The organism is Klebsiella sp. Sb-30, from assembly GCF_057652795.1.
In genome coordinates, this window is the sequence record NZ_CM172749.1 from 1,377,745 (window position 1) to 1,400,505 (window position 22,761).

Below are 22,761 nucleotides of genomic sequence, written 5' to 3' on the forward strand. Positions count from 1 at the left end.
CTGCGATCTGCCCAATCCGCGCCCTTCGTCTTTCACCCGCTGCGCCATCACGGCAAACCGCAATGGCGCATCGGCATCAGTTGACGATTTCCAGAACCTGCTCCGGCGGTCGGCCGATCCGCGCCTGGCCATGGCTGACGACAATCGGGCGCTCCATCAACTTCGGATTATCGACGATGGCCTGAATCAGCGCCTCCTCGCTAAGCTGCGGGTCGGCGAGCTCCAGGGATTTATACAGATCCTCTTTCTGGCGCATCAGTTCGCGGGCGCTGACCATTCCGAGCATTTTTAACAGCTGGCGGAGCGTGTCTGCATCCGGCGGCGTCTCCAGGTAGAGCACGACTTCAGGATCGATACCGTTAGCCTTCAACAGGCTTAAGGTGTCGCGGCTCTTGGAGCAGCGGGGATTGTGATAGATTTTTACCGCGTCAGACATGTCGTCTCCTTACATTTTTTGATAGGGGCGGAATCGTTCCTGCAGCTGGCGCAGCTGGTCGATACGCGCATCGTAGCGCGCCTGCTGCAAACTGCCCAGTTTCACCTGCGAGCTGGCGCTGCTCAGCAGAGTAATCGCCTGATCGAGCTGGCCGACCAGCGCCATACCTTCTGCGCGTGCCGCCAGCTCCTGGTCACGATTGCCGAGGCTCGCTTCAGCCTGCGCCAGCAGATCCCAGCCGTTGCCGTCATCTTTGTAGCTAAAGGTGTACCGGTTGAGGATTTTCGCCGCTTCCGCCGCTTGTCCGCCCTGTAAGTATGCGTTGGCAAGGTTCAGCTGCAGAACCGGGTTGGTACGAATTTCGCGGGCATTTTTCAGGCGGTTAATCGCATCGGCCGTTTTCTTCTGTCCGAGATCGATATCGGTTGCCAGGTCGAGATACCAGGCGTTCTGCGGATCGGCGCTCAGCAGAGGCTGCAGCGTTTTGCGCGCCAGATCGTAATTATTGCTTCCCATGGCCAGCAGCGCTCGCCCGTACTGGGAGGCGTGCTGTTCGCGGATATTGCCTTTCGCCCACGCGTTCAGCAGATCGTCGCCAAGCTTATTTTCCCCTGAGTTATACATTCCCAGGGTTCTGGCCTTGGCGAGGTAAAAATCGGCGGAAGACTGAACAACCACAGGACGCATCTGGTTGGCGCGGTTGCGGGCGTCAGACAGACGGCTTTCCGGCAAGGGGTGAGTCAGCAGCATTTCCGGCGGACGGGTAGAGTAGCGCGACTGGTCGAGCAGTTTGCCCATAAAGGCCGGCATCGCCTGCGGATCAAAACCGGAGCGCTGCAGCACCTGAATCCCGATGCGGTCAGCCTCTTCTTCGTTTTGCCGGGTAAAACTGATCATCCCCTGCTGGGTTCCCGCCAGCGTACCGGTGAGGGCCGCCATACCGGCCTGCGGGCTCGCCATCGCCAGCAGAATTGAGCCCAGCGCACCGACCCAGGTCAGCGGAGCGTTGCGCTTTTGGTCTTCCATTGCTCGCGCGAGGTGGCGCTGGGTGACGTGTGAGATTTCATGCGCCATTACCGATGCCAGCTCGCTTTCGGTATCTGAATAGCGGAACAGAGCGGAGTGCAGCACGACATTGCCACCGAAGAAAGCAAAGGCGTTTATCTGGTCGTTATTAATCAGGTAAAAGTGGAAAGGGGTGCGAACAGAGTTAGCGTGCGAGACCAGACGCATCCCTAATCCGTTAATATATTGCACCAGCAGAGGGTCGTTGATGAGCGGCGCGCTACCGCGTAGCTGGCGCACATAGTAATCCCCCATCTGCATTTCCTGGCCAATAGAGAGCGTGCTTCCCGCAGAGGTTCCCATATCGGGCAGGGTATCTGCGGAGTCAGCAAAAGCAGGCAAAATCGAACCCAGCGTCAGCGACGCTATGACGGTTGCCACCAGCGTTTTCTTTAACTGCCTGAACATAACCTCTGTCCTGTAATGTGGGTGTGCCAGTTTGACCGATTGGGCGGCGTAATGTTCCATTTCCGCGCGTCATGCGAGTTTAGCTGGCGTTGAGGCTATTGAAAATATGATATTCACGCCAGCGTCAATGTTTGTGGCTTTGCTAATAAAAGCGAAGTCTTTCAGGTGACATTTAGATACAATTCCCTCGGTTTTTTTGCCGCTACGCGCTTCAGGGAAGGGTTTTATGCTTGAGATGTTAATGCAGTGGTATCGTCGTCGGTTTAGCGATCCGGAAGCGATAGCGCTGCTGGTTATTTTGCTGGCCGGGTTCGGAATCATGTTCTTTTTCAGCGGCCTGCTGGCGCCATTGCTGGTTGCTATCGTGCTGGCTTATCTGCTGGAATGGCCAACCGTCAGGCTGGAGCGCGTAGGGCTTTCGCGAACCTGGGCAACCTCGTTCGTGCTGATTCTGTTCGTGGGCGTCTTGCTGCTGATGGCGTTTGTGGTGATGCCCGTTGCCTGGCAGCAGGGCATCTATCTGATTCGCGATATGCCGGGCATGCTCAATAAGCTGTCCGATTTTGCCGCCACGGTTCCGCGCCGTTACCCGGCGCTGATGGACGCCGGGATTATCGACGCCATGGCGGACAATATGCGTAACCGCGTGCTCACCGTCGGCGACTCGGTCGTCAAATACTCTCTGGCTTCGCTGGTCGGCTTACTGACTCTGGCGGTCTATCTGGTGCTGGTGCCGCTGATGGTGTTCTTCCTGCTAAAAGATAAAGAGCAGATGCTGAACGCCGTGCGCCGCGTGCTGCCGCGCAACCGCGGGCTGGCGGGGCAGGTATGGAAAGAGATGAACCAGCAGATTACCAACTATATCCGCGGTAAGGTGCTGGAGATGATTGTCGTCGGCGTGGCAACGTGGATTGGCTTTATCTTGTTCGATCTCAACTATTCGCTGCTGCTGGCGGTGCTGGTCGGGTTCTCGGTGCTGATTCCGTACATCGGCGCCTTCGTGGTGACCATTCCGGTCGTCGGCGTGGCGCTGTTCCAGTTTGGCGCAGGTCCGGAGTTCTGGAGCCTGTTTGCGGTATACCTGATTATTCAGGGACTGGACGGTAACCTGCTGGTACCGGTGCTGTTTTCCGAAGCGGTCAACCTGCATCCGCTGGTGATTATCCTGTCGGTGGTTATCTTCGGTGGGCTGTGGGGATTCTGGGGAGTCTTCTTTGCGATTCCGCTGGCAACCCTTATCAAAGCGGTAGTGCATGCGTGGCCGGATGGCCTGGCGGTGGAAGAAGAGAAATAGTCTGCGGCCGGAAAACGCGGGGAAGAAAACGGACGCCGGGTCAGTGAATGGTGACCCGGCGTCCTGCGTCGGGTAGAACGTTAGCCGTTTTCTTTCAACCAGTTCAGCACCACATCGTGGTGATTGCTGGTTTTAAAGTTATCAAACACGTGTTCGACTTTGCCGTTGCTATCGATCAGGAAGCTAATGCGGTGAATACCGTCGTAGGTTTTCCCCATAAACGATTTTTCGCCCCAGACGCCAAACTGCTCGCATACCTGGTGATTTTCATCAGACAGCAGCGTGAAGTTCAGCAACTCTTTTTCGGCGAAACGGGAGAGTTTTTCCGGTTTATCAGTACTGATACCCAGGACTTCAACGCCCGCTTTTTTTAACTCATCCATATTATCGCGCAGGCCGCAGGCCTGAACGGTACAACCCGGGGTCATGGCTTTCGGGTAAAAATAAACCAGAACACGCTGTCCCTGGAAGTCGGTCAAATTTACTTCCTCGCCGTCCTGGTCCGGTAAGCTAAATTTCGGTGCAAGATCACCGGCTTTCAGTGGATTCATTACTCAAACTCCATCCTGTTCATCATGTTGTGAATAATTAACGATGTTAATACTGCCTTGTGCGTTCAGTTCTGTACATAGGGCTTTGAACGCTTGTTCGATATTTGATGCATTTTGTGTTGCAGGGCTGTGTGCGGTTATCTGAATGAACAACTGCGCTGAATCGTCATCACCGCTGACCTGGGTCCGAGAAACCAGTTCGGCGATGTTCATATTCCACGCGTCAAACAGGGCAGTGAAACGCTCGATAATGTGCGGCGAGTCCGGTACCTCAACCTGGACCCAGACGGTGTTTGGCATGGCCTGAGGAGGCCGCGCGGTCGTCCGCTTCATCACGATCAGCAAATCCAGCTCAGCACCTTTCAGCGGCAGGGTCGATTCGATCAGCGTAATCGCGTTCCATGAACCTGAAAGCAGCATGATAAACGTAAACTCGTCACCAAGCATGGCCAGCCGGCTGTCTTCGATATTACAGCCGCAGCTGCTGACGTGGCGGGTGATGGTGTTCACGATGCCGGGACGGTCAGCGCCCAAAGCGGTAATAACCAGATAGTGTTGTAATGAGGCGGTCAAACCTGTTCTTCCTTTAAAAAGGTGAGGTAACATTAGGAAAGCATAAAAAAAACCGGCATACAACATCCCTGATGGCATCGGGTCTCTTGCTTTTATTACGGCACCAAACGTAACATTGAGAATCTTGTCGCACTTCAGCTCTGAGGATGGCCCATGTTCACGGGAAGTATTGTAGCGCTTGTCACGCCGATGGATGAAAACGGTAATGTCTGCCGGTCAAGCCTGAAAAAACTGATTGATTACCATGTCGCCAGCGGAACCTCGGCGATCGTTTCGGTAGGGACTACCGGAGAATCCGCGACCCTGAGCCATGAAGAACATGGCGATGTCGTGATGATGACGCTTGAACTTGCTGACGGGCGTATCCCGGTCATCGCAGGTACCGGTGCAAATGCAACCGCAGAGGCGATTAGCCTGACCAAACGTTTTAACAATAGCGGTGTTGTCGGTTGCCTGACGGTCACTCCTTATTACAATCGTCCGACCCAGGAAGGGCTGTTCCAACACTTTAAAGCCATCGCAGAACACACCGACCTGCCGCAAATTCTGTATAATGTGCCGTCCCGTACCGGTTGCGACATGCTGCCGGAAACCGTCGGTCGCCTGGCGGAAGTAAAAAATATTATTGGTATTAAGGAAGCGACGGGGAACTTAAGTCGTGTTCATCAGATCAAAGAGCTGGTTTCAGATGACTTTATTCTGTTGAGCGGCGATGATGCCACCGGAATGGACTTTATGCAGCTCGGCGGTCAGGGCGTGATTTCCGTAACGGCGAACGTTGCGGCTCGCGAAATGGCGGATATGTGCCGACTGGCTGTAGAAGGCCAATTTGCGCAAGCTCGTGCAATTAACCAACGTCTGATGCCATTGCATACAAAATTATTTGTCGAACCCAACCCGATCCCCGTGAAATGGGCATGTAAGGCGTTGGGTCTTGTGGCAACCGATACGCTGCGCCTGCCGATGACGCCGATTACCGAACAGGGTACTCAGGCCGTTACCGCAGCGCTGAAGCATGCCGGTTTGCTGTAAAGTTTAGGGAGATTTGATGGCTTACTCAGTACAGAAGTCGCGCCTGACGAAGGTTGCGGGTGTTTCATTGGTCCTGCTTCTCGCGGCCTGTAGTTCCGACTCACGCTACAAACGTCAGGTGGGAGGCGATGAGGTCTATCTGCAAGCTACGCCGCTCAGTGAACTTCACGCACCTGCTGGCATGATTCTGCCGGTTCAGGTTGGTGATTATAATATTCCGGTTGCGACCAGCAAAGGCGCAGTGGGCAAAGCTCTGGACATCCGCCCACCGGCTCAGCCTCTGGCACTGGTGAGCGGCGCTCGTACTCAGTTCAATGGCGATACCGCCACGCTGATGGTCGAGAACGGTCGTAGCGGTTCGCTGTGGGCGCAGGTAGCCAGCATCATACAGTCTAAGAACTATGTCATCACCAAACGTGACGATGCCAGCCAGACGCTGAATACCGACTGGGTTGAATGGAATCGCCTCGATGAAGACCAGCAGTATCGTGGTCGCTATCAAATCTCAGTGAAACCTCAGGGTTATCAGCAGGCGGTTATCGTGAAGCTGGTGAATCTTGAGCAGGCCGGGAAACCGGTATCCGATCCGGCTTCTCTGCAACGCTATAGCACGTCGATGCTGAACGTCATTTCCGAAGGTCTGGATATGAACGCCACCAGCGCACAGAATGCGGCGCAGAAAAATGCTGGCGCGACCTTCGATGTGCAGAGTGCTGCCGACGATACGGGTCTGCCAATGCTGGTTGTTCGCGCACCGTTCAACATGGTGTGGCAACGTCTGCCGGGCGCACTGGAAAAAGTGGGCATGAAGGTGACGGATAGCACCCGCTCGCAAGGCAGCATGGCGCTGACCTACAAGCCGCTGTCTGACAGCAGCTGGCAGGCGCTGGGCGCCAGCGATCCGCAGCTGGTTTCCGGTGACTACAAACTGCAGGTCGGCGATCTCGATAACCGCAGCAGTCTGCAGTTCATCGATCCGAAAGGCCATACGTTGACGCAGTCGCAGAATGACGCCCTGGTAGCCGTATTCCAGGCCGCATTCAGTAAGTAATAAACAGGGCTGGAGCAATCCAGCCCTTTTTCATGTATAGTGACGCAAACGTGTGCGTCGGCAGAAAAGCGCAATATTTATCGTCTATATCTTCACTGGAGTGACAAAGATGCAAAAGCAAGCTGAGTTGTATCGTGGTAAAGCGAAAACCGTTTACAGCACGGAGAATCCGGATCTGCTGGTACTCGAATTCCGTAACGATACTTCAGCAGGGGATGGCGCGCGCATTGAGCAGTTCGATCGTAAAGGCATGGTGAACAACAAATTTAACCATTTCATTATGAGCAAACTGGAAGAAGCCGGTATCCCGACTCAGATGGAAGCGTTGCTCTCCGATACCGAATGTCTGGTAAAAAAACTGGAGATGGTTCCGGTGGAGTGCGTAGTCCGTAACCGCGCCGCCGGTTCTCTGGTTAAGCGTCTGGGTATTGAAGAAGGGATTGAACTCAATCCGCCGCTGTTTGACCTGTTCCTGAAAAATGATGCGATGCACGATCCGATGGTCAACGAGTCTTACTGCGAGACTTTTGGCTGGGTAAGCAAAAAGAACCTCGCGCGCATGCAGGAACTGACTTTCAAAGCCAACGACGTATTGAAAAAGCTGTTTGATGATGCCGGCCTGATCCTGGTCGATTTCAAGCTTGAGTTTGGTCTGTTCAAGGGCGAAGTGGTGCTGGGCGATGAGTTCTCGCCAGATGGCAGCCGTCTGTGGGATAAAAATACCCTCGATAAAATGGACAAAGACCGCTTCCGCCAGAGCCTCGGTGGCCTGATTGAGGCCTACGAAGAAGTGGCCCATCGCCTTGGTGTTAAGCTCGACTAATCCTCCTCTCGCCAGAAGGTCGCTCTACCTTCTGGCGCTCTCCTTGTTGTTTCCAGTGGTAATCCTGCGCCGAACCGCCTACGATCTCTCATATTCGAGAATTTGATGGATTGAGGTGCCTATGCGCTGGCAAGGACGTCGCGAAAGCGACAATGTAGAAGATCGACGTAATGATTCCGGCTCCCCCCTGGGCGGTGGCGGCGGTTTCCGTCTTCCCAGCGGGAAGGGCGGTATCGTCCTGCTGATTATCGTGCTGGTTGCGGGCTATTACGGCGTGGATTTGACCGGCATGCTGACCGGGGAGCCCGTTTCACAGCAGCAAACCACCACCCAACGTTCTGTCAGCCCACAGGAAGAGCAGGCCGCGAAGTTTACCAGAGTGATTCTTGCGGATACCGAAGATACCTGGGGCGCTATCTTCGAAAAGATGGGCCGTCAGTACCCGCAGCCGAAGCTGGTGCTCTATCGCGGCGCGACGCGGACCGGCTGCGGTACCGGCCAGTCGGTGATGGGGCCGTTCTACTGCCCGGCCGATAGCACGGTCTACATCGATCTCTCGTTCTACGATGAGATGAAAAACAAGCTCGGCGCGGACGGCGATTTTGCACAGGCCTACGTGATTGCTCATGAAGTCGGGCATCACGTGCAGAAGCTGCTGGGTATTGAATCCAAAGTGCGTCAGCTGCAGCAGCACGCGTCGCAGGCTGAAGCGAATCGCCTGTCGGTGAAAATGGAGCTGCAGGCCGACTGCTTTGCCGGCGTGTGGGGTCACAGCATGCAGAATCAGGATGTTATGGAAACCGGCGATCTGCAGGAAGCGCTGAATGCCGCAGAGGCCATCGGCGACGATCGCCTGCAACAGCAAAGCCAGGGACGCGTGGTCCCGGACAGCTTTACCCACGGTACTTCGCAGCAGCGCTATACCTGGTTTAAGCGCGGGTTTGACAGCGGAGACCCGGCGCAGTGCAATACATTTGGTAATGCGCTCTGACTGCCGCTGTAAATGGATCAATTACTTAACCTGACGGCGCGGATGGCGCAGCAGGGCATTCGTCGTCTGCTGGTACTCAGCGGCGACGATGCGTGGAGTCTGGAGCAGGCGCTGCTGCTGCGTAAACGGCTGGCCGGCGATGGTCTGTGGGTGGGGCCGCAGCCTATGGAAGCGCCCTGTATCTCGCCGGAGGCCCTCAAATCTCTCCTCGGGCGCGAGTACCGCCACGCCTTCTTTGATGCCCGCAGCGGCTTCGACGCGGCGGCTTTTGCCGCCTTGAGCGGGACATTGAAAGCGGGAAGCTGGCTGATCCTGCTGACCCCCTCTTTCACCCGTTGGCCAACGCGGCCAGATGCGGACTCCCTGCGCTGGAGCGACGCGCCGGAGCCTATTCCCACTCCCCATTTTGTCCACCGTTTTTGTCAGCGGGTCTGCGCGAATCCTGAGGCGATCGTCTGGCGTCAGAATGAACCGCTGACGCTACCGGAGGAGGTGCCACGACCGCGCTGGCATCCGGCTGATGGCCATCCTCAGGCCGGACAGGCCGCTATTCTGGCCAGTCTGAGCACACTCCCTGCGGGCATTGCCGTGGTTACCGCCGAGCGCGGACGCGGAAAATCCGCGCTGGCGGGAATGTTGATACGTCAGCTGGCGGGCGATGCCATCGTTACCGCCCCGGCGCGCGGCGCGACCGAGGTGATGGCGGCGTTCGCCGGTGAAGGTTTTCGCTTTATAGCGCCGGATGCGTTGCTGGCTGGCGATATGCGAGCGTCATGGCTGATCGTTGATGAAGCGGCCGCCATTCCCGGGCCGCTGCTTCGCCAGCTGGTCACCCGTTTTCCTCGCACCTTACTGACCACGACCGTGCAGGGCTATGAAGGGACCGGCCGCGGTTTTCTGCTCAAGTTTTGCGCCAGCTTCCCCCATTTGCGCCAGTTTAGTCTGCTTGATCCTATCCGCTGGGCCGCAGGCTGTCCGCTGGAAGCAGTGGTCAGTGAATTACTCTTGTTTGGTGATGAAAGCTTTACGCAATCTCCAGCGGGGGAGGTGACGTTTGAGGCGGTGAGTCAGGACAGCTGGCGGCAGCAGGACGGGCTGGCCGAGGCGATGTATCAGCTCCTTTCCGGCGCGCATTACCGCACATCGCCGCTGGATTTACGGCGGATGATGGATGCGCCGGGCCAGCATTTTACCTGCGCCCGCACCAGCAACGGCGTGGCCGGTGCGCTATGGCGGGTGGCGGAGGGAGGGCTTGATCCCGCGCTCAGTCGGGCGGTATGGGCCGGTTTTCGCCGCCCGCGCGGTAATCTGGTGGCGCAGTCGCTGGCGGCTCACGGCGGAAGTCCGCTGGCGGCCACGCTATTGGGGCAGCGAATCACTCGTATCGCCGTGCACCCGACCCGCCAGCGCGAGGGGCTTGGTCAGGCTCTGGTTGCCCGGGCGGTAGCGCAAAGCCACGGCCTCGATTATCTATCGGTCAGCTTTGGCTATACGCCAGAACTAGGGCGCTTCTGGCAGCGCTGCGGTTTTACGCTGGTGCGTTTAGGTACCCATCGTGAGGCAAGTAGCGGGTGCTACACGGCGATGGCACTTTATCCGTTAACTTCGGCGGGGCACGAACTGGTTTTACGGGAGTCGCAGCGTCTGGCGCGCGATGAGTTCTGGCTGTGGGAGTGGCGGGAAGCGTTATTCCCGCGGCCGGTAGCGCCAGCAGCTATGCTTACGGATGACGACTGGCTGGATGTGGCGGGCTTTGCGTTTGCCCATCGTCCGCTGCTGGCGGTGGTTGGCAGCCTGAACCGCCTGCTGCTACACACCGGGCTGCCGCTTCCGGCGCTTCGCGCCCGCCTGCAACGCCAGGACGAAGCGGAGATTTGCACCGGGCTGCGTCTGTCCGGACGCAAAGCGCTGCTGGCCAGGCTGCGTGAAGAAGCGGGACTGGCGCTGCTGAACCTCGACGCATCGCGGGCGGAGAGGCTGCGTCAGCAGGTCGGGGAACTGCAATTTTTTTAACTAACTCATTCAGTTAAATGTCATGGTCATATTCCGCGCGCGGCGTAAACTGCCCACGTAAACTAAGGAGACAGCCATGAAACACGACCATTTTATTGTACAAAGCCCTGCGACACCTGCCCAACAGCTGCTGTTGCTGTTTCATGGCGTCGGCGATAACCCGGTTGCAATGGGGCAAATCGGCAGTCTGTTTGCGCCGCAGTTCCCGGATGCGCTGATCGTCAGCATCGGTGGCGCGGAACCTTGCGGTCCGCCGCCGGGCCGTCAGTGGTTTTCGGTTCAGGGGGTGACGGAGGAAAATCGCCAGTCGCGTATTGATGCCATTATGCCGACCTTTATTGAGACCGTTCGCTACTGGCAGAAACAGAGCGGCGTCGGTCCGCGGGCGACGGCGCTGATTGGTTTCTCGCAGGGGGCGATTATGTCTCTGGAGAGTATCAAAGCTGAGCCGGGGCTGGCATCGCGGGTGATCGCCTTTAACGGACGGTATGCGACGCTTCCGCAGTCGGCGACTACCGCGACAACCATCCATCTGATTCACGGCGGCGAGGATCGCGTTATCGACCTGGCGTGGGCGGTTTCGGCCCAGGAGGCGCTTCAGCAGGCGGGCGGCGACGTGACGCTGGATATTGTCGAGGATCTGGGGCACGCGATTGACGATCGCAGCATGCAGTTTGCCCTTGAGCGCCTGCGCTATACCGTGCCAAAGCACTATTTTGACGAAGCGTTGAGCGGCAGTACGCCGAAAGACGATGATATTATAGAACTACTCTGACAGTGCGCCCCGGTGCTGTCGTGGCATCGGGGCTCAGGCAGAGCCTTCCCTATTCCCCGGCGCTTCTTCTGCCATTGCGAAGACTTTTTGCCGAATACGAGACCAGCTTTTTAGCCATTATCAGAAGGCTCAGAAGAATCAGTATGCAGGCCAGAGGTCGGGTCAACAGCGGCGCAAGCGTACCTTCGCCCATCATCACGGTTTGCTGCATATACAGCTCAAGCTGTGGCCCCAGTACCAGGCCAATAATTAACGAAACGACAGAAAGGTTCAGTACCTGCATCCCGTAGCCAAGGAACATAAACAAAATGGCGATGACGATCGCGGTAAAACTGCTGTCCATGACGCAAATCCCGCTAAAGCACAGGAAAATGATCATCGGGAAGAGGAGTTTGCGCGGGGAAGAGAGCAGGCGAATAAAGAAAAATAATCCGATGTAACCCACAATCAAATTAAAGAGATTGCCTAGCATCATGGTGCTGTAAATGGCGTAAACGGTTTCAGTATGCTGTTCGAACATCAGCGGGCCGGGTGTGATGCCGTGCAGAATGAACGCACCAATCAACAGGGCTGAAATGAGGCTGCCGGGAATACCCAGGGTAAACAGCGGTATCAGGCTGGCGCAGATCACGGCGTTATTTGCGGCTTCCGGGGCTACCACGCCTTCGCTACGTCCTTTGCCAAAAGTATCCGGATCTTTGGCGCGTTTTTTTTCCACGCCGTAGCTTAGAAAGGCGGAAACGGTCCCTCCGATGCCCGGAACAATACCGACAATCACGCCAACCAGCGAACCGCGAATCAGCGCGGGCAGTAAGCGGAAAAACTCAACGAATCCCAACCGATCTGCCTGCATATCGCCAGGCGGTAAATTGTGGGGCTGAACCTGCGCTTTATGCCGATCGTACTCCGCCATTTGTCGGGATATCTCCGTCAGCGCCAGAATCCCGATAACGGCAGGGGCCAGCGGTATTCCGTTTTCCAACGGGTAGTAACCGAACGTCAGGCGAGGAAGAGAAGAGACAGGATCCAGTCCGATGGTGCTAAGCAGCAGGCCGAAAGCTGTCGCCAGTATGCCTTTCCAGATATTGTCGGAATCAAGATCGGCTATCAGGATCAATGTGAAGATAATCAGTGCGCAGAGCTCCGCCGGCCCGAGTTGAATCGCCAGGCTGGCAAGGGGGAGCGCGATAAGAATAAGTATCAAGGTGGAAAAAAAATCGCCAAATGCCGAGGCAAATAAAGACAGCTTGAGCGCTTTTATTCCCTTGCCCTGACAATGCATGGGATAACCATCAAAGCAGGTAGCCGCCGCATCAGGCGAGCCGGGGACGTTTAAGATAATAGCGGAAACCGAGCCGCCAAAAGCCGCCCCTTTGTTGATACCAACAAGAAAACCCATTGCGCCCACCGCGGGCATATAGTAGGTCAGCGGTACGGCAATCGCGATAGCCATTACGGCATTCAGGCCTGGGATCGCACCAATGATATTTCCCAGCGCGACACCGGCGACAATATAAAGCAGATTATCGATAGATATACTGGTGAGGAGTGCGGAAACAACGAGTTCCATTTTTGATTTCCTGTGTTTTCCATGGACCACTATGGCAGCGCCATACCCAGCAGGCGCGTGCAGGCCAACCATAAAAGTGGCGGAGGTAACAGCGAAAGTAATAACAGAATGCTCCAGCGTCGTTGCCCCATTACCCATTGTAAAATAAACAATATTCCCATACCTGCGACGATAAAACCAAAGAAGTAGAGCGCCCATGCATAGAGGAGTATTGCGATCTGGATCGGTAATATATTTCGCCACGCGTGAGGGAACTGAAATATTTTGGTTTGCCGATGTCTGGCTTGAATAAATAACGCCAGCGAAGCGAACGCCATTACGCCGCTATAGATACAGGGGAGTCGCGAGGAGGGCATGCCATACGTGTTAGCGCCCGAATCCTCCTGGAAAATAAGCATTGACAGAATGAGCAGGGATACGACAAGGCACAGGAGATATGCAACAGTTTGAATGCGATCTTTCATGTTTTCCTCGCTCTCTGTTTATACGTATGGGAAATAATTTGTTATCCCGTCCCCCTTCTGTGCGCATAGCGTTTACTGCAATGTGTCGAATAAGGTCCGCATTTTAGATTGTTGCCCGACGATGAGGCAGGAGGCATCTTTCATCAGATGAACATCAATATTCATAAAAAGCTTATCTTCAATCAGAGATCGAATATGTTCGTCGCGCATGATGTCGGCAAATGCTGAGGAGAGATGTTCTGTAATAGCCTGCGGTACGCCAGCGGGAAGTACGACGATAAAAAAGGTATTAATGGCGATATCCCACCCTTGTTCTTTTAACGTCGGCACATCAGGGGCAATAGATTGACGTTGGTCGGTGAGCGAGGCCAGGACTTTCATTTTCCCTGAACTGACATATTGCGTATGCATTGTCGCGCTGTAAGCGAAATCAACGTGGCCGCCCAGCAGTTTTGGGATCATTTCCCCGCCGCCTCGGGTTGGCAGCGCGGCAATTTTGTTGCCAGTCTGACGGGCCAGCCAGTTAATAATGAGCTGATCTACCGGGCTTTGAGAGGCGAACAGTAGCGTTTTCTGTTCGTTACGAGCCGAGTCGAGCATCTGCGACAGCGAGTTCCATGGCGTATCGGCTCTGGCAATGAGCGCGTCCGGAGAGCGATAGAGTACGGCCAGGAGAGTAAAGTCTTCGGCCCGATAATGCGTGCTTATCAGCGGCTGATAACTTAGCGTCCAGGAAGGCACCAGGGCGAGGGTATACCCATCCGGCTGTGCATTTTTTAGCGCCATCATGGCTATAGCGCCTCCCGCGCCGGCGCGATTGCTGACCAACACGGGCTGGCCCAGAAGCGGGGAGAGCCGCTCGGCGAGGGCTCTGGCGACGATATCCATACCGCCACCCGCAGCGGCACCCACTTCAATTTTCACCGGTGCCGTGGGAAAGTGTTGGGCAGAGAGTATCCGCGGAGAAAAAACACACAGTCCGATAAGCAGCAGCAGGCATTTACTCATTTCCAGCCCCCTGTTGTCCTGTAGTGATACGGAGACTGAAGTAGTCAAATGCCTCCAGCGCTGAGTTGGCATAGGTGAGTGAGAGTCCTCCGCTCATGCTGATACAAATACCGGCGACTTCGGCGATTTCTTGCCGGCTGGCGCCGCATTCTGCCAGCTTACGAGCGTGTCGAGCGATACAGGGATCGCAGTGGGTGGAAATGGCAATACCCAGCGCAATAAGCAGCCTGGATTGATGAGGAATCGCGCCTTCACCTTTGGCTGATTTCGCCATGTCCTGAAAAGGTTGCAGCACAGCAGGGAGCGCCTGTTCCAGCATCTCCGCACTATGCGCGACGCTGGCATCGAGTTGTTGATAATCCTTCATGATGTTTAAATATCCCGAGTATTTGCGGTATAGAATTGGAGCAAGAGATTGACGAAATATCCCGTGGGGACCTGGCTAATATGGCATTATTTTTTATTGGCCGATGCGGGTGAGATCATTGTTTTAATATTCCACGGCGAATGCGGTGTGCTGAGGGCGTTTATATATATGTTGTGTGAATATATTTATTCTTATTTATATTAAATTATGATTTCCCATAGATAATTTCAGCGGGTACGCAGGGGTAAATAAAATATTGCCGGATAACGAATGAGCGTCGCGGTTTTTTCATTGACGATGGGGTTGGGAATGATTCTGGCGTGCCGGGCAATCGTCGGGAATGAACGTTGCGCAAGACAGTCTAACGACGAAAGGTGAGATTTCTGAGCGCACCCTGCGGGTATATGATTTCGCGAAGTTGGTGACCCGACTAAGGCGCATCGCCTTAAGCTCGACAAATCCCCGGTAGCGTTGCGCTAACCGGGGAGCGGGAGCGAAATCTTACTTCTTCGGCTGGTCGTGCTTCGGCCAGTCGTCGTCATCGTCCCACTTATCGTTACAATCACGATGGGGCGGCAGTTCCGGCTTATTGGCGAGAAACTTTTTGTGGTCAACGCGATTAAGATCCTTAATGACGTTAATCATGACGCCCACCAAAAATACCAGCACCAGAATCCACCAGTGGTTGATTAGCCATTCCATGTGCGCTTCCTCTTTTCAGGTCGAGGTCGTCAGGCGACCAGTTGTTCCATGATGCGTTGATACATCCGCGCCAGCAGCTGCAGGTCGGCGGCGTTAACACATTCATTGATTTTGTGAATTGTCGCATTCACCGGTCCCAGCTCAACCACCTGCGCACCCATGCGAGCGATAAAGCGACCGTCAGAGGTGCCGCCGTTGGTTAGCAGCTGGGGTTTGATCTCATTATAGTGCTCAATGGCGTTCACCACCGCTTCGACCAGCTTGCCACGGCTGGTGAGGAACGGTTGGCCAGACAGCCACCAGTCAAGGGTATAGCGCAGCTGATATTTATCCAGCAGCTCGACGACGCGGGCTTTAATCATTTCGTCGGTCAGTTCAGTGCTAAAACGGAAGTTGAACTGAACATACATGTCGCCGGGGATCACGTTATTGCTCCCGGTACCCGCCTGCACGTTGGCTATCTGCATGCTGGTGGGGGGGAAGAATTCATTGCCTTTATCCCACTCGATTGCTACCAGCTCCGTCAGCATAGGGGCCGCGCGGTGCACCGGGTTATCGGCGAGATGCGGGTAAGCAACATGGCCCTGCACGCCGTGAATGGTCAGGTTGCAGGTGAGTGAGCCACGACGACCGTTTTTGACCACGTCACCGACGACTTCGGTGCTTGACGGTTCGCCGACCAGGCAGTAGTCCAGGCGCTCGTTGCGGGCCATCAGCGCTTCGACCACTTTCACCGTTCCGTTGTGCGCGCTGGCCTCTTCATCAGAGGTGATCAAAAAGGCCAGACGACCTTTATGATTCGGGTACTGGGCGACAAAGCGCTCGGCGGCAACCACCATCGCGGCCAGCGAGCCTTTCATATCTGCCGCGCCGCGGCCGAACAGCATGCCGTCGCGGATGGTGGGTTCGAAAGGCGGGTTAATCCAACGGTCAGCATCGCCGGCCGGAACAACGTCGGTATGGCCGGCAAAGGCCAGCGTTTCACCGCGCCCGCGCCAGGCCCAGAAATTTTGCGTATCGCCGAAATCCATCGGTTCCACGGTAAAGCCAATCGCACGCAGGCGTTCAATCATTAACGCCTGGCATCCCGCATCATCGGGGCTGAGGGAAGGGCGGCGAATAAGCTGCTGAGCCAGCTCAATGACCGGGCAAGACATAGACTATACCTCGTTAACAAGCTTCTTATAAGTGAGTTCACTGAAACCCAGCAGCATAGGCTGCCCGGGCGCGCAGAGCAATGGGCGTTTGATAATTGCCGGCATTTCCAGCATCAGCGCGGCGGCGGCATCGGCGTTATTGATACCGGCACGCACGGTTTCATCCAGTTTCCGCCAGGTTGTCCCGCGCGTGTTGAGCAGTGCTTCCCAGCCCAGCTCAGCGATAAATGTGTTTAATAACTCGCGATCCAGGCCATCGGCACGATAATCATGGAACTGATAGGCAATGTGATTAGCTTCCAGCCAGCGGCGGGCCTTTTTAATGGTGTCGCAGTTTTTGATTCCGTACATAGTCAGCATAATGAAACCTTTTCTTTTACGTTGATTTACGCGATTAACTCAGAAATATCCGAATACACAAGCCGGTATAAAATAATACGTGAACCGCGTGAATAAATATCCTTTTTTACCCTCTATGTATGCACTGGGCGAATATTAACCAGTCCGCTAACGATAACCTGGAAATCGTTCGCCGGCGGGGGATAAAAGAGCAGGATATCGGCAGGGGAAATTATCTGAAAACAGGCTTAATGTTGCGAAATGTTGCTATGCATCACATTAAATTTCCACTCCCAGGCTCATAGTACCAGTAAATCAGAGAGATGATGGCGTAGAAGGGGTTACCAGCAATCGCAGCGATAACCTTAGTGCACTTCCTTTCCCAAACCGATTTGCATAGAATCACCCATAATAATAAGAGAGGCTATTATGATTGAACATGAACTAGGGAACTGGAAAGATTTTATTGAAGGTATGCTTCGTAAATAAAATCCTCAATGTGAGCAGGGTAATCGTACGGCTAAAATAATAGCCCGGCGGCTGTAAGCAGATAAAAAAGGCGACTATAACAGTCGCCTTTTTGTTATTTCCCGGGTAAGAAACGGGACCCTCAGGATCCTGCCGGGTTATTGCGGGCGCTCTTTTTGCGGAAAGCGTCGACGTACCAGTACGAAGAATAGCGGAACGAAGAAGATAGCCAGGACGGTGGCGGAAATCATCCCGCCCATGACCCCGGTACCCACGGCATGCTGGCTACCGGAACCGGCGCCGGTGCTGGTCGCCATCGGCAGGACCCCAAAAATAAAGGCCAGCGAGGTCATCAGGATCGGCCGCAGACGCTGGCGACAGGCCGACAGCGTGGCGGCGAGTAAATCTTCCCCTTTCTCGTTTAGCTCATTAGCAAACTCGACGATCAGAATGGCGTTTTTCGCCGACAGGCCGATGACCGTCAGCAGGCCAACCTGGAAGTACACGTCGTTTTCAAGACCGCGCATCCAGGTGGCCAGCAGCGCCCCGATAACCCCCAGCGGCACCACCAGCATGACCGAGAAGGGGATAGACCAGCTCTCGTACAGCGCAGCCAGGCACAAGAACACGACCAGCAGCGAAATGGCGTACAGCGCCGGTGCCTGCGCGCCGGACAGCCGTTCCTGATAGGACATGGCCGTCCAGTCGAGCCCAAAGCCGTTTGGCAGCTGTCTGGTCAGATCTTCCATGATAGCCATCGCGGTACCGGTACTGATGCCAGGAGCCGCTTCGCCGATGATTTCCACCGCCGAGTAGCCGTTATAGCGCTCCAGGCGCGGGGAGCCGGTTTGCCAGCGCGAGGTGGCAAATGCCGAGAAGGGCACCATCGTGCCGCTGCTGTTGCGCACGTACCACAGATTAATATCGTCAGGCAGCATGCGGTAAGGGGCGGCGGACTGGACGTAGACTTTCTTCACGCGGCCACGATCCATAAAATCGTTCACGTAGCTTGAGCCCCAGGCGGTTTGCAACGTGTTGTTGATATCGTCAATAGCCACGCCCAGCGCCTGGGCTTTCCGCTGATCGATATCAATCTGCAGCTGTGGGCTATCGTCAAGGCCGTTATGGCGAACCCGGGTCAACCGCTCATCTTTCGCCGCCAGATCGAGCAGCGTATCGCGGGCTGCCATGAGCGCCGCGTGCCCGTTGCCGGCGTGGTCTTCAAGCTCCATATCAAAACCGGCGGAGCTGCCCAGTCCGCTGATTGCCGGCGGGTTAGTGGCGAACACCCGCGCCTCGTTAATGCTGTTAAAGGCTTTTGTCGCACGTTCAATGATCGCAAACGAGGTACCGGTTTTCGCATCGCGTTCATCCCAGTCCTTCAGGCGGATAAACATACGCGCGACGTTCTGACCGTTGCCTCCCGGGCCAGAGCCCACGGTAGCGAAAATCGAAGCAACGTTGGCCTGTTCATGATTAAAGAAATAGTCCTCAACTTTTTGCACGACTTTTAAGGTCTGCTGCTGCGTTGCGCCGCTCGGCAGCTGCACCGAGGTCAGGAACATGCCGCGGTCTTCCTGGGGCAGGAACGACGTCGGGAGGCGTAAGAACATAAAGACCATCCCCCCCAACAGCAGCGCGTAGATCGCTATCCAGCGCAGCGAGCGGTGAAGAATTTTGCCCACGGCGGTTTCGTAGCGGCTGGCGTTACGGTTGAACATACGGTTAAACCAGCCGAAGAAGCCTTTTTTACCGTGTTCTTCGCCTTTCTTCATGGGTTTCAGCAAGGTGGCGCACAGGGCCGGCGTGAGGATCATGGCCACGAGTACTGACAGCACCATCGCCGAGACGATGGTAATAGAAAACTGGCGATAAATGGCGCCGGTTGTGCCGCCGAAGAAGGCCATCGGGATAAAGACCGCCGACAGTACCATCGCGATCCCGACCAGCGCCCCCTGAATCTGGCCCATGGATTTTCGCGTCGCTTCACGCGGCGAAAGGCCCTCTTCGCTCATGATGCGCTCAACGTTTTCGACGACCACGATAGCATCGTCCACCAGCAGACCTATCGCCAGCACCATCGCGAACATCGTCAGGGTGTTGATACTGTAGCCGCAGGCAAACAGGATGGCGAAAGTCCCCATCAGAACCACCGGTACGGCAATGGTTGGGATGAGCGTTGCGCGGATGTTTTGCAGGAACAGGTACATCACCAGGAACACCAGCACGATGGCTTCCAGCAACGTTTTCACCACGTCATGGATAGAGGCCTTCACGAAGGAGGTGGTTTCGTAGGCAATTTTATATTCAAGGCCGTGAGGGAAATACTGCGACAGCTCATCCAGACGATTGAGCACCAGCTCCGCGGTCTGCATTTCGTTTGCCCCGGAGGCCAGCTGCACGCCAAGGCCGGAGGCCGGGTTGCGGTTGTAGCGGCTGAGGTAATCGTAGCTTTCCGCGCCCAGTTCAACTTTCGCCACATCGCCGAGCGTCACCAGCGAGCCGTCCGGATTCACGCGCAGCGTAATATCGCGGAACTGCTGCGGCGTTTGCAGCAGCGACTGGGCGTTAATGGTGGCATTGAGCGACTGATTATCGACCGACGGCGTACCGCCAAGCTGGCCGACCGCGATCTGCGCATTCTGTGATTCGATGGCGTCGGTGACATCTTTCGCCGTCATCTGCACGCTGGTGAGTTTGGCCGGATCAAGCCAGATGCGCATTGAGTATTGCGAGCCGTAGGCCGTAATGTCGCCAACTCCGTTCACGCGGCTGAGCGGTTCCTGAATGTTACTGGCCACGTAGTCGGCAATATCCTGCTTATCCATACTGCCGTCAGTCGAGACGAACGCGATAGTCAGAATGTTGGTATCGCCGGTTTTACGTACCGTCACCCCCTGATTTTGCACATCCTGAGGCAGTTTTTTCATTGCCGATTGCAGCTGGTTTTGTACCTGCTGCATGGCTTCGTTGGGATTGGTTCCGGCGGTAAAGGTCAGCGTAATCGTCGCCTGACCCGAAGAGCTGCTCTGGGAAGACATATACATCAGGTTATCGAGGCCGGTCATATTCTGCTCGATAACCTGGGTGACGGTATTTTCCAGCGTTTGTGCGGAGGCACCTGGATAATTGGCGGTAATGCGCACGTTAGGCGGCGCAAGATCGGGATACTGCTCGACGGGAAGTGACAAGATTGCGAGCGTTCCGGTCAGGCATAGCAGGATCGCCAGAACCCACGCGAAAATGGGGCGATCGATAAAAAAATTCGCCATCAGAATTGAGACCTCATTGTGTACATTTTTGTTACCGCACAGTCCGTGACACTTTATAGGCAACTCCACGGGCAAACGTGGAGAAATTAAGGAGATAGTGTAATTTATCGTGTGGCTTTAGCGGACACCGTAAAGAACTCTCCGACTCTCTGCGCAAACCGCCGCTTACCCCGGCGTCCGTTTGTCATCGTTAAACTGCCTTCTTCTTGCTACGTTAAATAAAACGCAATTTCATTTAAGTCAAAGAATTTGATCCAAAACGGGTTATCTCCAGAAAAATACGCTTCCGGGCAAATGAACATTGTTCCTGCCCCGTTTTGTCGGGTAATAAATAGTCATGCGAATCGAGGGGTTATTTAGCGAAGACCGAAGGATACCATGAACCACTTTATTATCAGCGATAGTCGCAAATGCATCGGCTGCAAAGCCTGCGAAGTGGCCTGCGTGATGGCACACAACGACGAACAGCACGTCCTGACCCCGCAGCGCTTCTTACCGCGCATTACCGTGATGAAGCACGAGCAAAAACGTAACGCAATAACATGTCGGCATTGTGAAAGCGCCCCCTGTGCCCGCAGCTGCCCGAATGATGCCATTCGCCAGGTAAATGATAGCGTGCAGGTTGACGAGGAAAAGTGCATCGGCTGTAAATCCTGCATGGTGGCCTGTCCGTTTGGCGTCATGGAGATCGTGCTGTTACCGGCGGCGGCGGGGAAAGTGAAAGCCACCGCGCATAAATGCGATCTGTGCAGCGGCCGTGAAGGCGGGCCCTCCTGCGTGCAAAACTGCCCGGCGCAGGCGCTGCAGCTGGCGACGGAAGCGACCCTGTCCGCGATGGCCAGACAGCGACGCCTGCGTACGGCGCGGATGGATGCGCGGCCGTGGCATGCGCATCCCGGCGACATGGCATTACCGGCAGCTGACGCAAAAGCCCGCCAGATGGCGGCAACGCCGCCGCGCAGCGAGGCCGATAAACGGGCCGCGGCGATCCGCAAGAGGGATTTTGCCGAGATCGTTCTGCCCTTTAACGCCGGGCAGGCGCAGCAGGCCTCGGAGCGTTGCCTGCAGTGCGGCGAACACAGTATCTGTGAATGGACCTGCCCGCTGCATAACCATATTCCCCAGTGGATTGAGCGGGTACAAGCGGGGGATATCGACGCCGCCGTGGCGCTGTCCCATCAAACCAACTGCCTGCCGGAGATAACCGGCCGGGTTTGCCCGCAGGATCGCCTGTGTGAAGGGGCCTGTACGCTGCGCGATGAACAGGGCGCGGTGACGATTGGCAACATCGAGCACTATATCTCCGACCAGGCGCTGGCACAGGGCTGGCGACCGGACCTCTCCCGGGTTGTCGATAGCGGGAAAAAGGTGGCCATTATCGGTGCCGGGCCGGCGGGACTGGCCTGCGCTGACCTGCTGATCCGAAACGGCGTGCAGCCGGTGGTCTTCGACCGTCATCCGGAAATCGGCGGTTTGCTGACTTTTGGCATTCCGGCCTTCAAGCTGGAAAAGTCACTGCTGGCCCGGCGACGGGAGATTTTTACTGAGATGGGTATCCGCTTTGAACTGGAGTGTGAAGTGGGCAAGGACGTGGCGTTAACCACCTTGCTGGCAGAATACGATGCGGTATTTATTGGCGCCGGAACCTACCGTTCCATGAAAGCGGGACTGCCAAATGAAGAGGCCCCGGGGGTCTATGATGCGCTGCCGTTCCTGATTGCCAATACGAAACAAGTCATGGGGCTGAGCGAGAAACCCGAAGAGCCTTACGTCAATACCCACGGGCTGAATGTCGTAGTGTTGGGGGGCGGCGACACGGCGATGGACTGCGTGCGCACCGCGCTGCGTCACGGGGCGAAAAAGGTCACCTGCGCCTATCGTCGCGATGAGGCCAATATGCCGGGGTCGAAAAAAGAGGTGAAACACGCGCGTGAAGAAGGGGCGGAGTTCGAATTCAACGTTCAGCCGGTGACGCTGGAGCTGGATAGCGACGGTCGGGTTAACGGCGTACGTTTTCTGCGCACACAACTGGGTGAACCGGACGAGCAGGGGCGCCGCAGCCCGTCGCCGCTGCCGGGCAGCGAGTTCGTGATGCCGGCCGATGCGGTGATTATGGCCTTTGGTTTCCATCCCCACGGGATGCCGTGGCTGGAGTCCGTCGGCGTAGAGCTTGATAACCGGGGGCGGATTAAGGCCAGTGTCGAGAGCCGCTACCGCTATCAGACCACGCACGACAAAATTTTTGCCGGCGGAGATGCCGTCCGCGGCGCCGATCTGGTGGTGACGGCGATGGCCGAAGGTCGCCATGCGGCGCAGGGGATCATGGATTATCTCGGCGTAAAATCGGCCCTGCTTCACTAACGACAAACCCGGCCTCGCAGCGTAGTATGACAGCGTCATTC

At 55.8% G+C, this 22,761-nt stretch carries 21 protein-coding genes; 9 read left to right on the forward strand and 12 right to left on the reverse strand.

All coding sequences use genetic code 11. The features are described 5' to 3' along the window. Positions 1-76: 76 nt before the first annotated feature. A complete protein-coding gene (gene arsC / locus AC236I_RS06580) occupies positions 77-436 on the reverse strand; it encodes an arsenate reductase (glutaredoxin) (RefSeq protein WP_004866188.1) in 360 nt (119 codons plus the stop codon). 9 nt (positions 437-445) lie between these two features. Beyond that, positions 446-1,909: a beta-barrel assembly-enhancing protease gene (gene bepA / locus AC236I_RS06585; RefSeq protein WP_004866184.1), complete on the reverse strand. Its 1,464-nt coding sequence runs from the start codon at positions 1,907-1,909 to the stop codon at positions 446-448. Positions 1,910-2,135: 226 nt separating this feature from the next. Here bepA and AC236I_RS06590 point away from each other — a divergent pair, with 226 nt between their 5' ends. Then, on the forward strand, positions 2,136-3,203 hold the full coding sequence (locus tag AC236I_RS06590; protein ID WP_004866181.1) for an AI-2E family transporter: 1,068 nt from the start codon (positions 2,136-2,138) through the stop codon (positions 3,201-3,203). A gap of 80 nt (positions 3,204-3,283) precedes the next feature. Here AC236I_RS06590 and bcp read toward each other — a convergent pair whose 3' ends face one another. Together bcp and AC236I_RS06600 are read right to left on the reverse strand one after the other, a co-directional pair. Further along, positions 3,284-3,754, reverse strand: a complete 471-nt coding sequence (bcp, locus tag AC236I_RS06595) for a thioredoxin-dependent thiol peroxidase (RefSeq protein ID WP_004866178.1) — start codon at positions 3,752-3,754, stop codon at positions 3,284-3,286. Positions 3,755-3,757: 3 nt separating this feature from the next. Then, entirely contained in the window at positions 3,758-4,327 is a 570-nt protein-coding gene (locus tag AC236I_RS06600; RefSeq protein WP_004866176.1) for a glycine cleavage system transcriptional repressor, read from the reverse strand. 153 nt (positions 4,328-4,480) lie between these two features. On the opposite strand from AC236I_RS06600, the gene dapA reads away from it, so the two are divergent. The 6 genes from dapA (at position 4,481) to ypfH (ending at position 11,012) form a co-directional block, all read left to right on the forward strand. Continuing rightward, the gene (dapA, locus tag AC236I_RS06605; RefSeq protein ID WP_015583724.1) at positions 4,481-5,359 is read left to right on the forward strand and encodes a 4-hydroxy-tetrahydrodipicolinate synthase; all 879 of its coding nucleotides are present in this window, start codon (positions 4,481-4,483) and stop codon (positions 5,357-5,359) included. 16 nt (positions 5,360-5,375) lie between these two features. Beyond that, positions 5,376-6,410: an outer membrane protein assembly factor BamC gene (bamC, locus tag AC236I_RS06610; RefSeq protein WP_004866171.1), complete on the forward strand. Its 1,035-nt coding sequence runs from the start codon at positions 5,376-5,378 to the stop codon at positions 6,408-6,410. Positions 6,411-6,519: 109 nt separating this feature from the next. Further along, the gene (gene purC / locus AC236I_RS06615; RefSeq protein WP_004866167.1) at positions 6,520-7,233 is read left to right on the forward strand and encodes a phosphoribosylaminoimidazolesuccinocarboxamide synthase; all 714 of its coding nucleotides are present in this window, start codon (positions 6,520-6,522) and stop codon (positions 7,231-7,233) included. 121 nt (positions 7,234-7,354) lie between these two features. Then, positions 7,355-8,224 carry a KPN_02809 family neutral zinc metallopeptidase gene (ypfJ, locus tag AC236I_RS06620; RefSeq protein ID WP_487608717.1) on the forward strand — a complete coding sequence of 290 codons (870 nt, stop codon included), beginning with the start codon at positions 7,355-7,357 and terminating at the stop codon, positions 8,222-8,224. Between the two features lie 12 nt (positions 8,225-8,236). Then, the gene (locus tag AC236I_RS06625) at positions 8,237-10,237 is read left to right on the forward strand and encodes a tRNA(Met) cytidine acetyltransferase TmcA (protein WP_004866161.1); all 2,001 of its coding nucleotides are present in this window, start codon (positions 8,237-8,239) and stop codon (positions 10,235-10,237) included. Positions 10,238-10,313: 76 nt separating this feature from the next. Next, complete coding sequence (gene ypfH / locus AC236I_RS06630) at positions 10,314-11,012, forward strand: esterase (RefSeq protein ID WP_004866158.1); 699 nt, start codon at positions 10,314-10,316, stop codon at positions 11,010-11,012. Positions 11,013-11,061: 49 nt separating this feature from the next. Here the strand turns inward: ypfH and AC236I_RS06635 are convergent, their stop codons facing one another. The 7 genes from AC236I_RS06635 to AC236I_RS06665 all read right to left on the reverse strand — a co-directional run bounded on the left by AC236I_RS06635 (position 11,062) and on the right by AC236I_RS06665 (position 16,640). Beyond that, a complete protein-coding gene (locus tag AC236I_RS06635; protein ID WP_004866155.1) occupies positions 11,062-12,582 on the reverse strand; it encodes a tripartite tricarboxylate transporter permease in 1,521 nt (506 codons plus the stop codon). 29 nt (positions 12,583-12,611) lie between these two features. Then, entirely contained in the window at positions 12,612-13,046 is a 435-nt protein-coding gene (locus AC236I_RS06640) for a tripartite tricarboxylate transporter TctB family protein (RefSeq protein ID WP_048024157.1), read from the reverse strand. A 72-nt stretch (positions 13,047-13,118) separates the two neighbouring features. Continuing rightward, a complete protein-coding gene (locus AC236I_RS06645) occupies positions 13,119-14,054 on the reverse strand; it encodes a tripartite tricarboxylate transporter substrate binding protein (protein WP_487608718.1) in 936 nt (311 codons plus the stop codon). Continuing rightward, a complete protein-coding gene (locus AC236I_RS06650) occupies positions 14,047-14,421 on the reverse strand; it encodes a carboxymuconolactone decarboxylase family protein (protein WP_069476536.1) in 375 nt (124 codons plus the stop codon). The genes AC236I_RS06645 and AC236I_RS06650 overlap by 8 nt, the downstream gene beginning before the upstream one ends. A gap of 501 nt (positions 14,422-14,922) precedes the next feature. Continuing rightward, positions 14,923-15,123 carry a YpfN family protein gene (locus AC236I_RS06655; protein ID WP_004866145.1) on the reverse strand — a complete coding sequence of 67 codons (201 nt, stop codon included), beginning with the start codon at positions 15,121-15,123 and terminating at the stop codon, positions 14,923-14,925. Positions 15,124-15,152: 29 nt separating this feature from the next. Continuing rightward, positions 15,153-16,280 (reverse strand): succinyl-diaminopimelate desuccinylase, encoded by a 1,128-nt coding sequence (dapE, locus tag AC236I_RS06660; protein ID WP_004866142.1) that lies wholly within the window; start codon positions 16,278-16,280, stop codon positions 15,153-15,155. Positions 16,281-16,283: 3 nt separating this feature from the next. Then, positions 16,284-16,640: an ArsC family reductase gene (locus AC236I_RS06665; protein ID WP_015583730.1), complete on the reverse strand. Its 357-nt coding sequence runs from the start codon at positions 16,638-16,640 to the stop codon at positions 16,284-16,286. Between the two features lie 408 nt (positions 16,641-17,048). On the opposite strand from AC236I_RS06665, the gene ypfM reads away from it, so the two are divergent. Further along, on the forward strand, positions 17,049-17,108 hold the full coding sequence (ypfM, locus tag AC236I_RS06670; RefSeq protein ID WP_100181659.1) for a protein YpfM: 60 nt from the start codon (positions 17,049-17,051) through the stop codon (positions 17,106-17,108). 137 nt (positions 17,109-17,245) lie between these two features. On the opposite strand, the gene acrD is transcribed toward ypfM, so the two are convergent. Next, entirely contained in the window at positions 17,246-20,359 is a 3,114-nt protein-coding gene (gene acrD / locus AC236I_RS06675) for a multidrug efflux RND transporter permease AcrD (RefSeq protein WP_004866137.1), read from the reverse strand. A gap of 378 nt (positions 20,360-20,737) precedes the next feature. Between acrD and aegA the strand changes: the two genes are divergently transcribed. Beyond that, on the forward strand, positions 20,738-22,720 hold the full coding sequence (gene aegA, locus AC236I_RS06680) for a formate-dependent uric acid utilization protein AegA (RefSeq protein WP_487608719.1): 1,983 nt from the start codon (positions 20,738-20,740) through the stop codon (positions 22,718-22,720). Positions 22,721-22,761 lie beyond the last annotated feature (41 nt).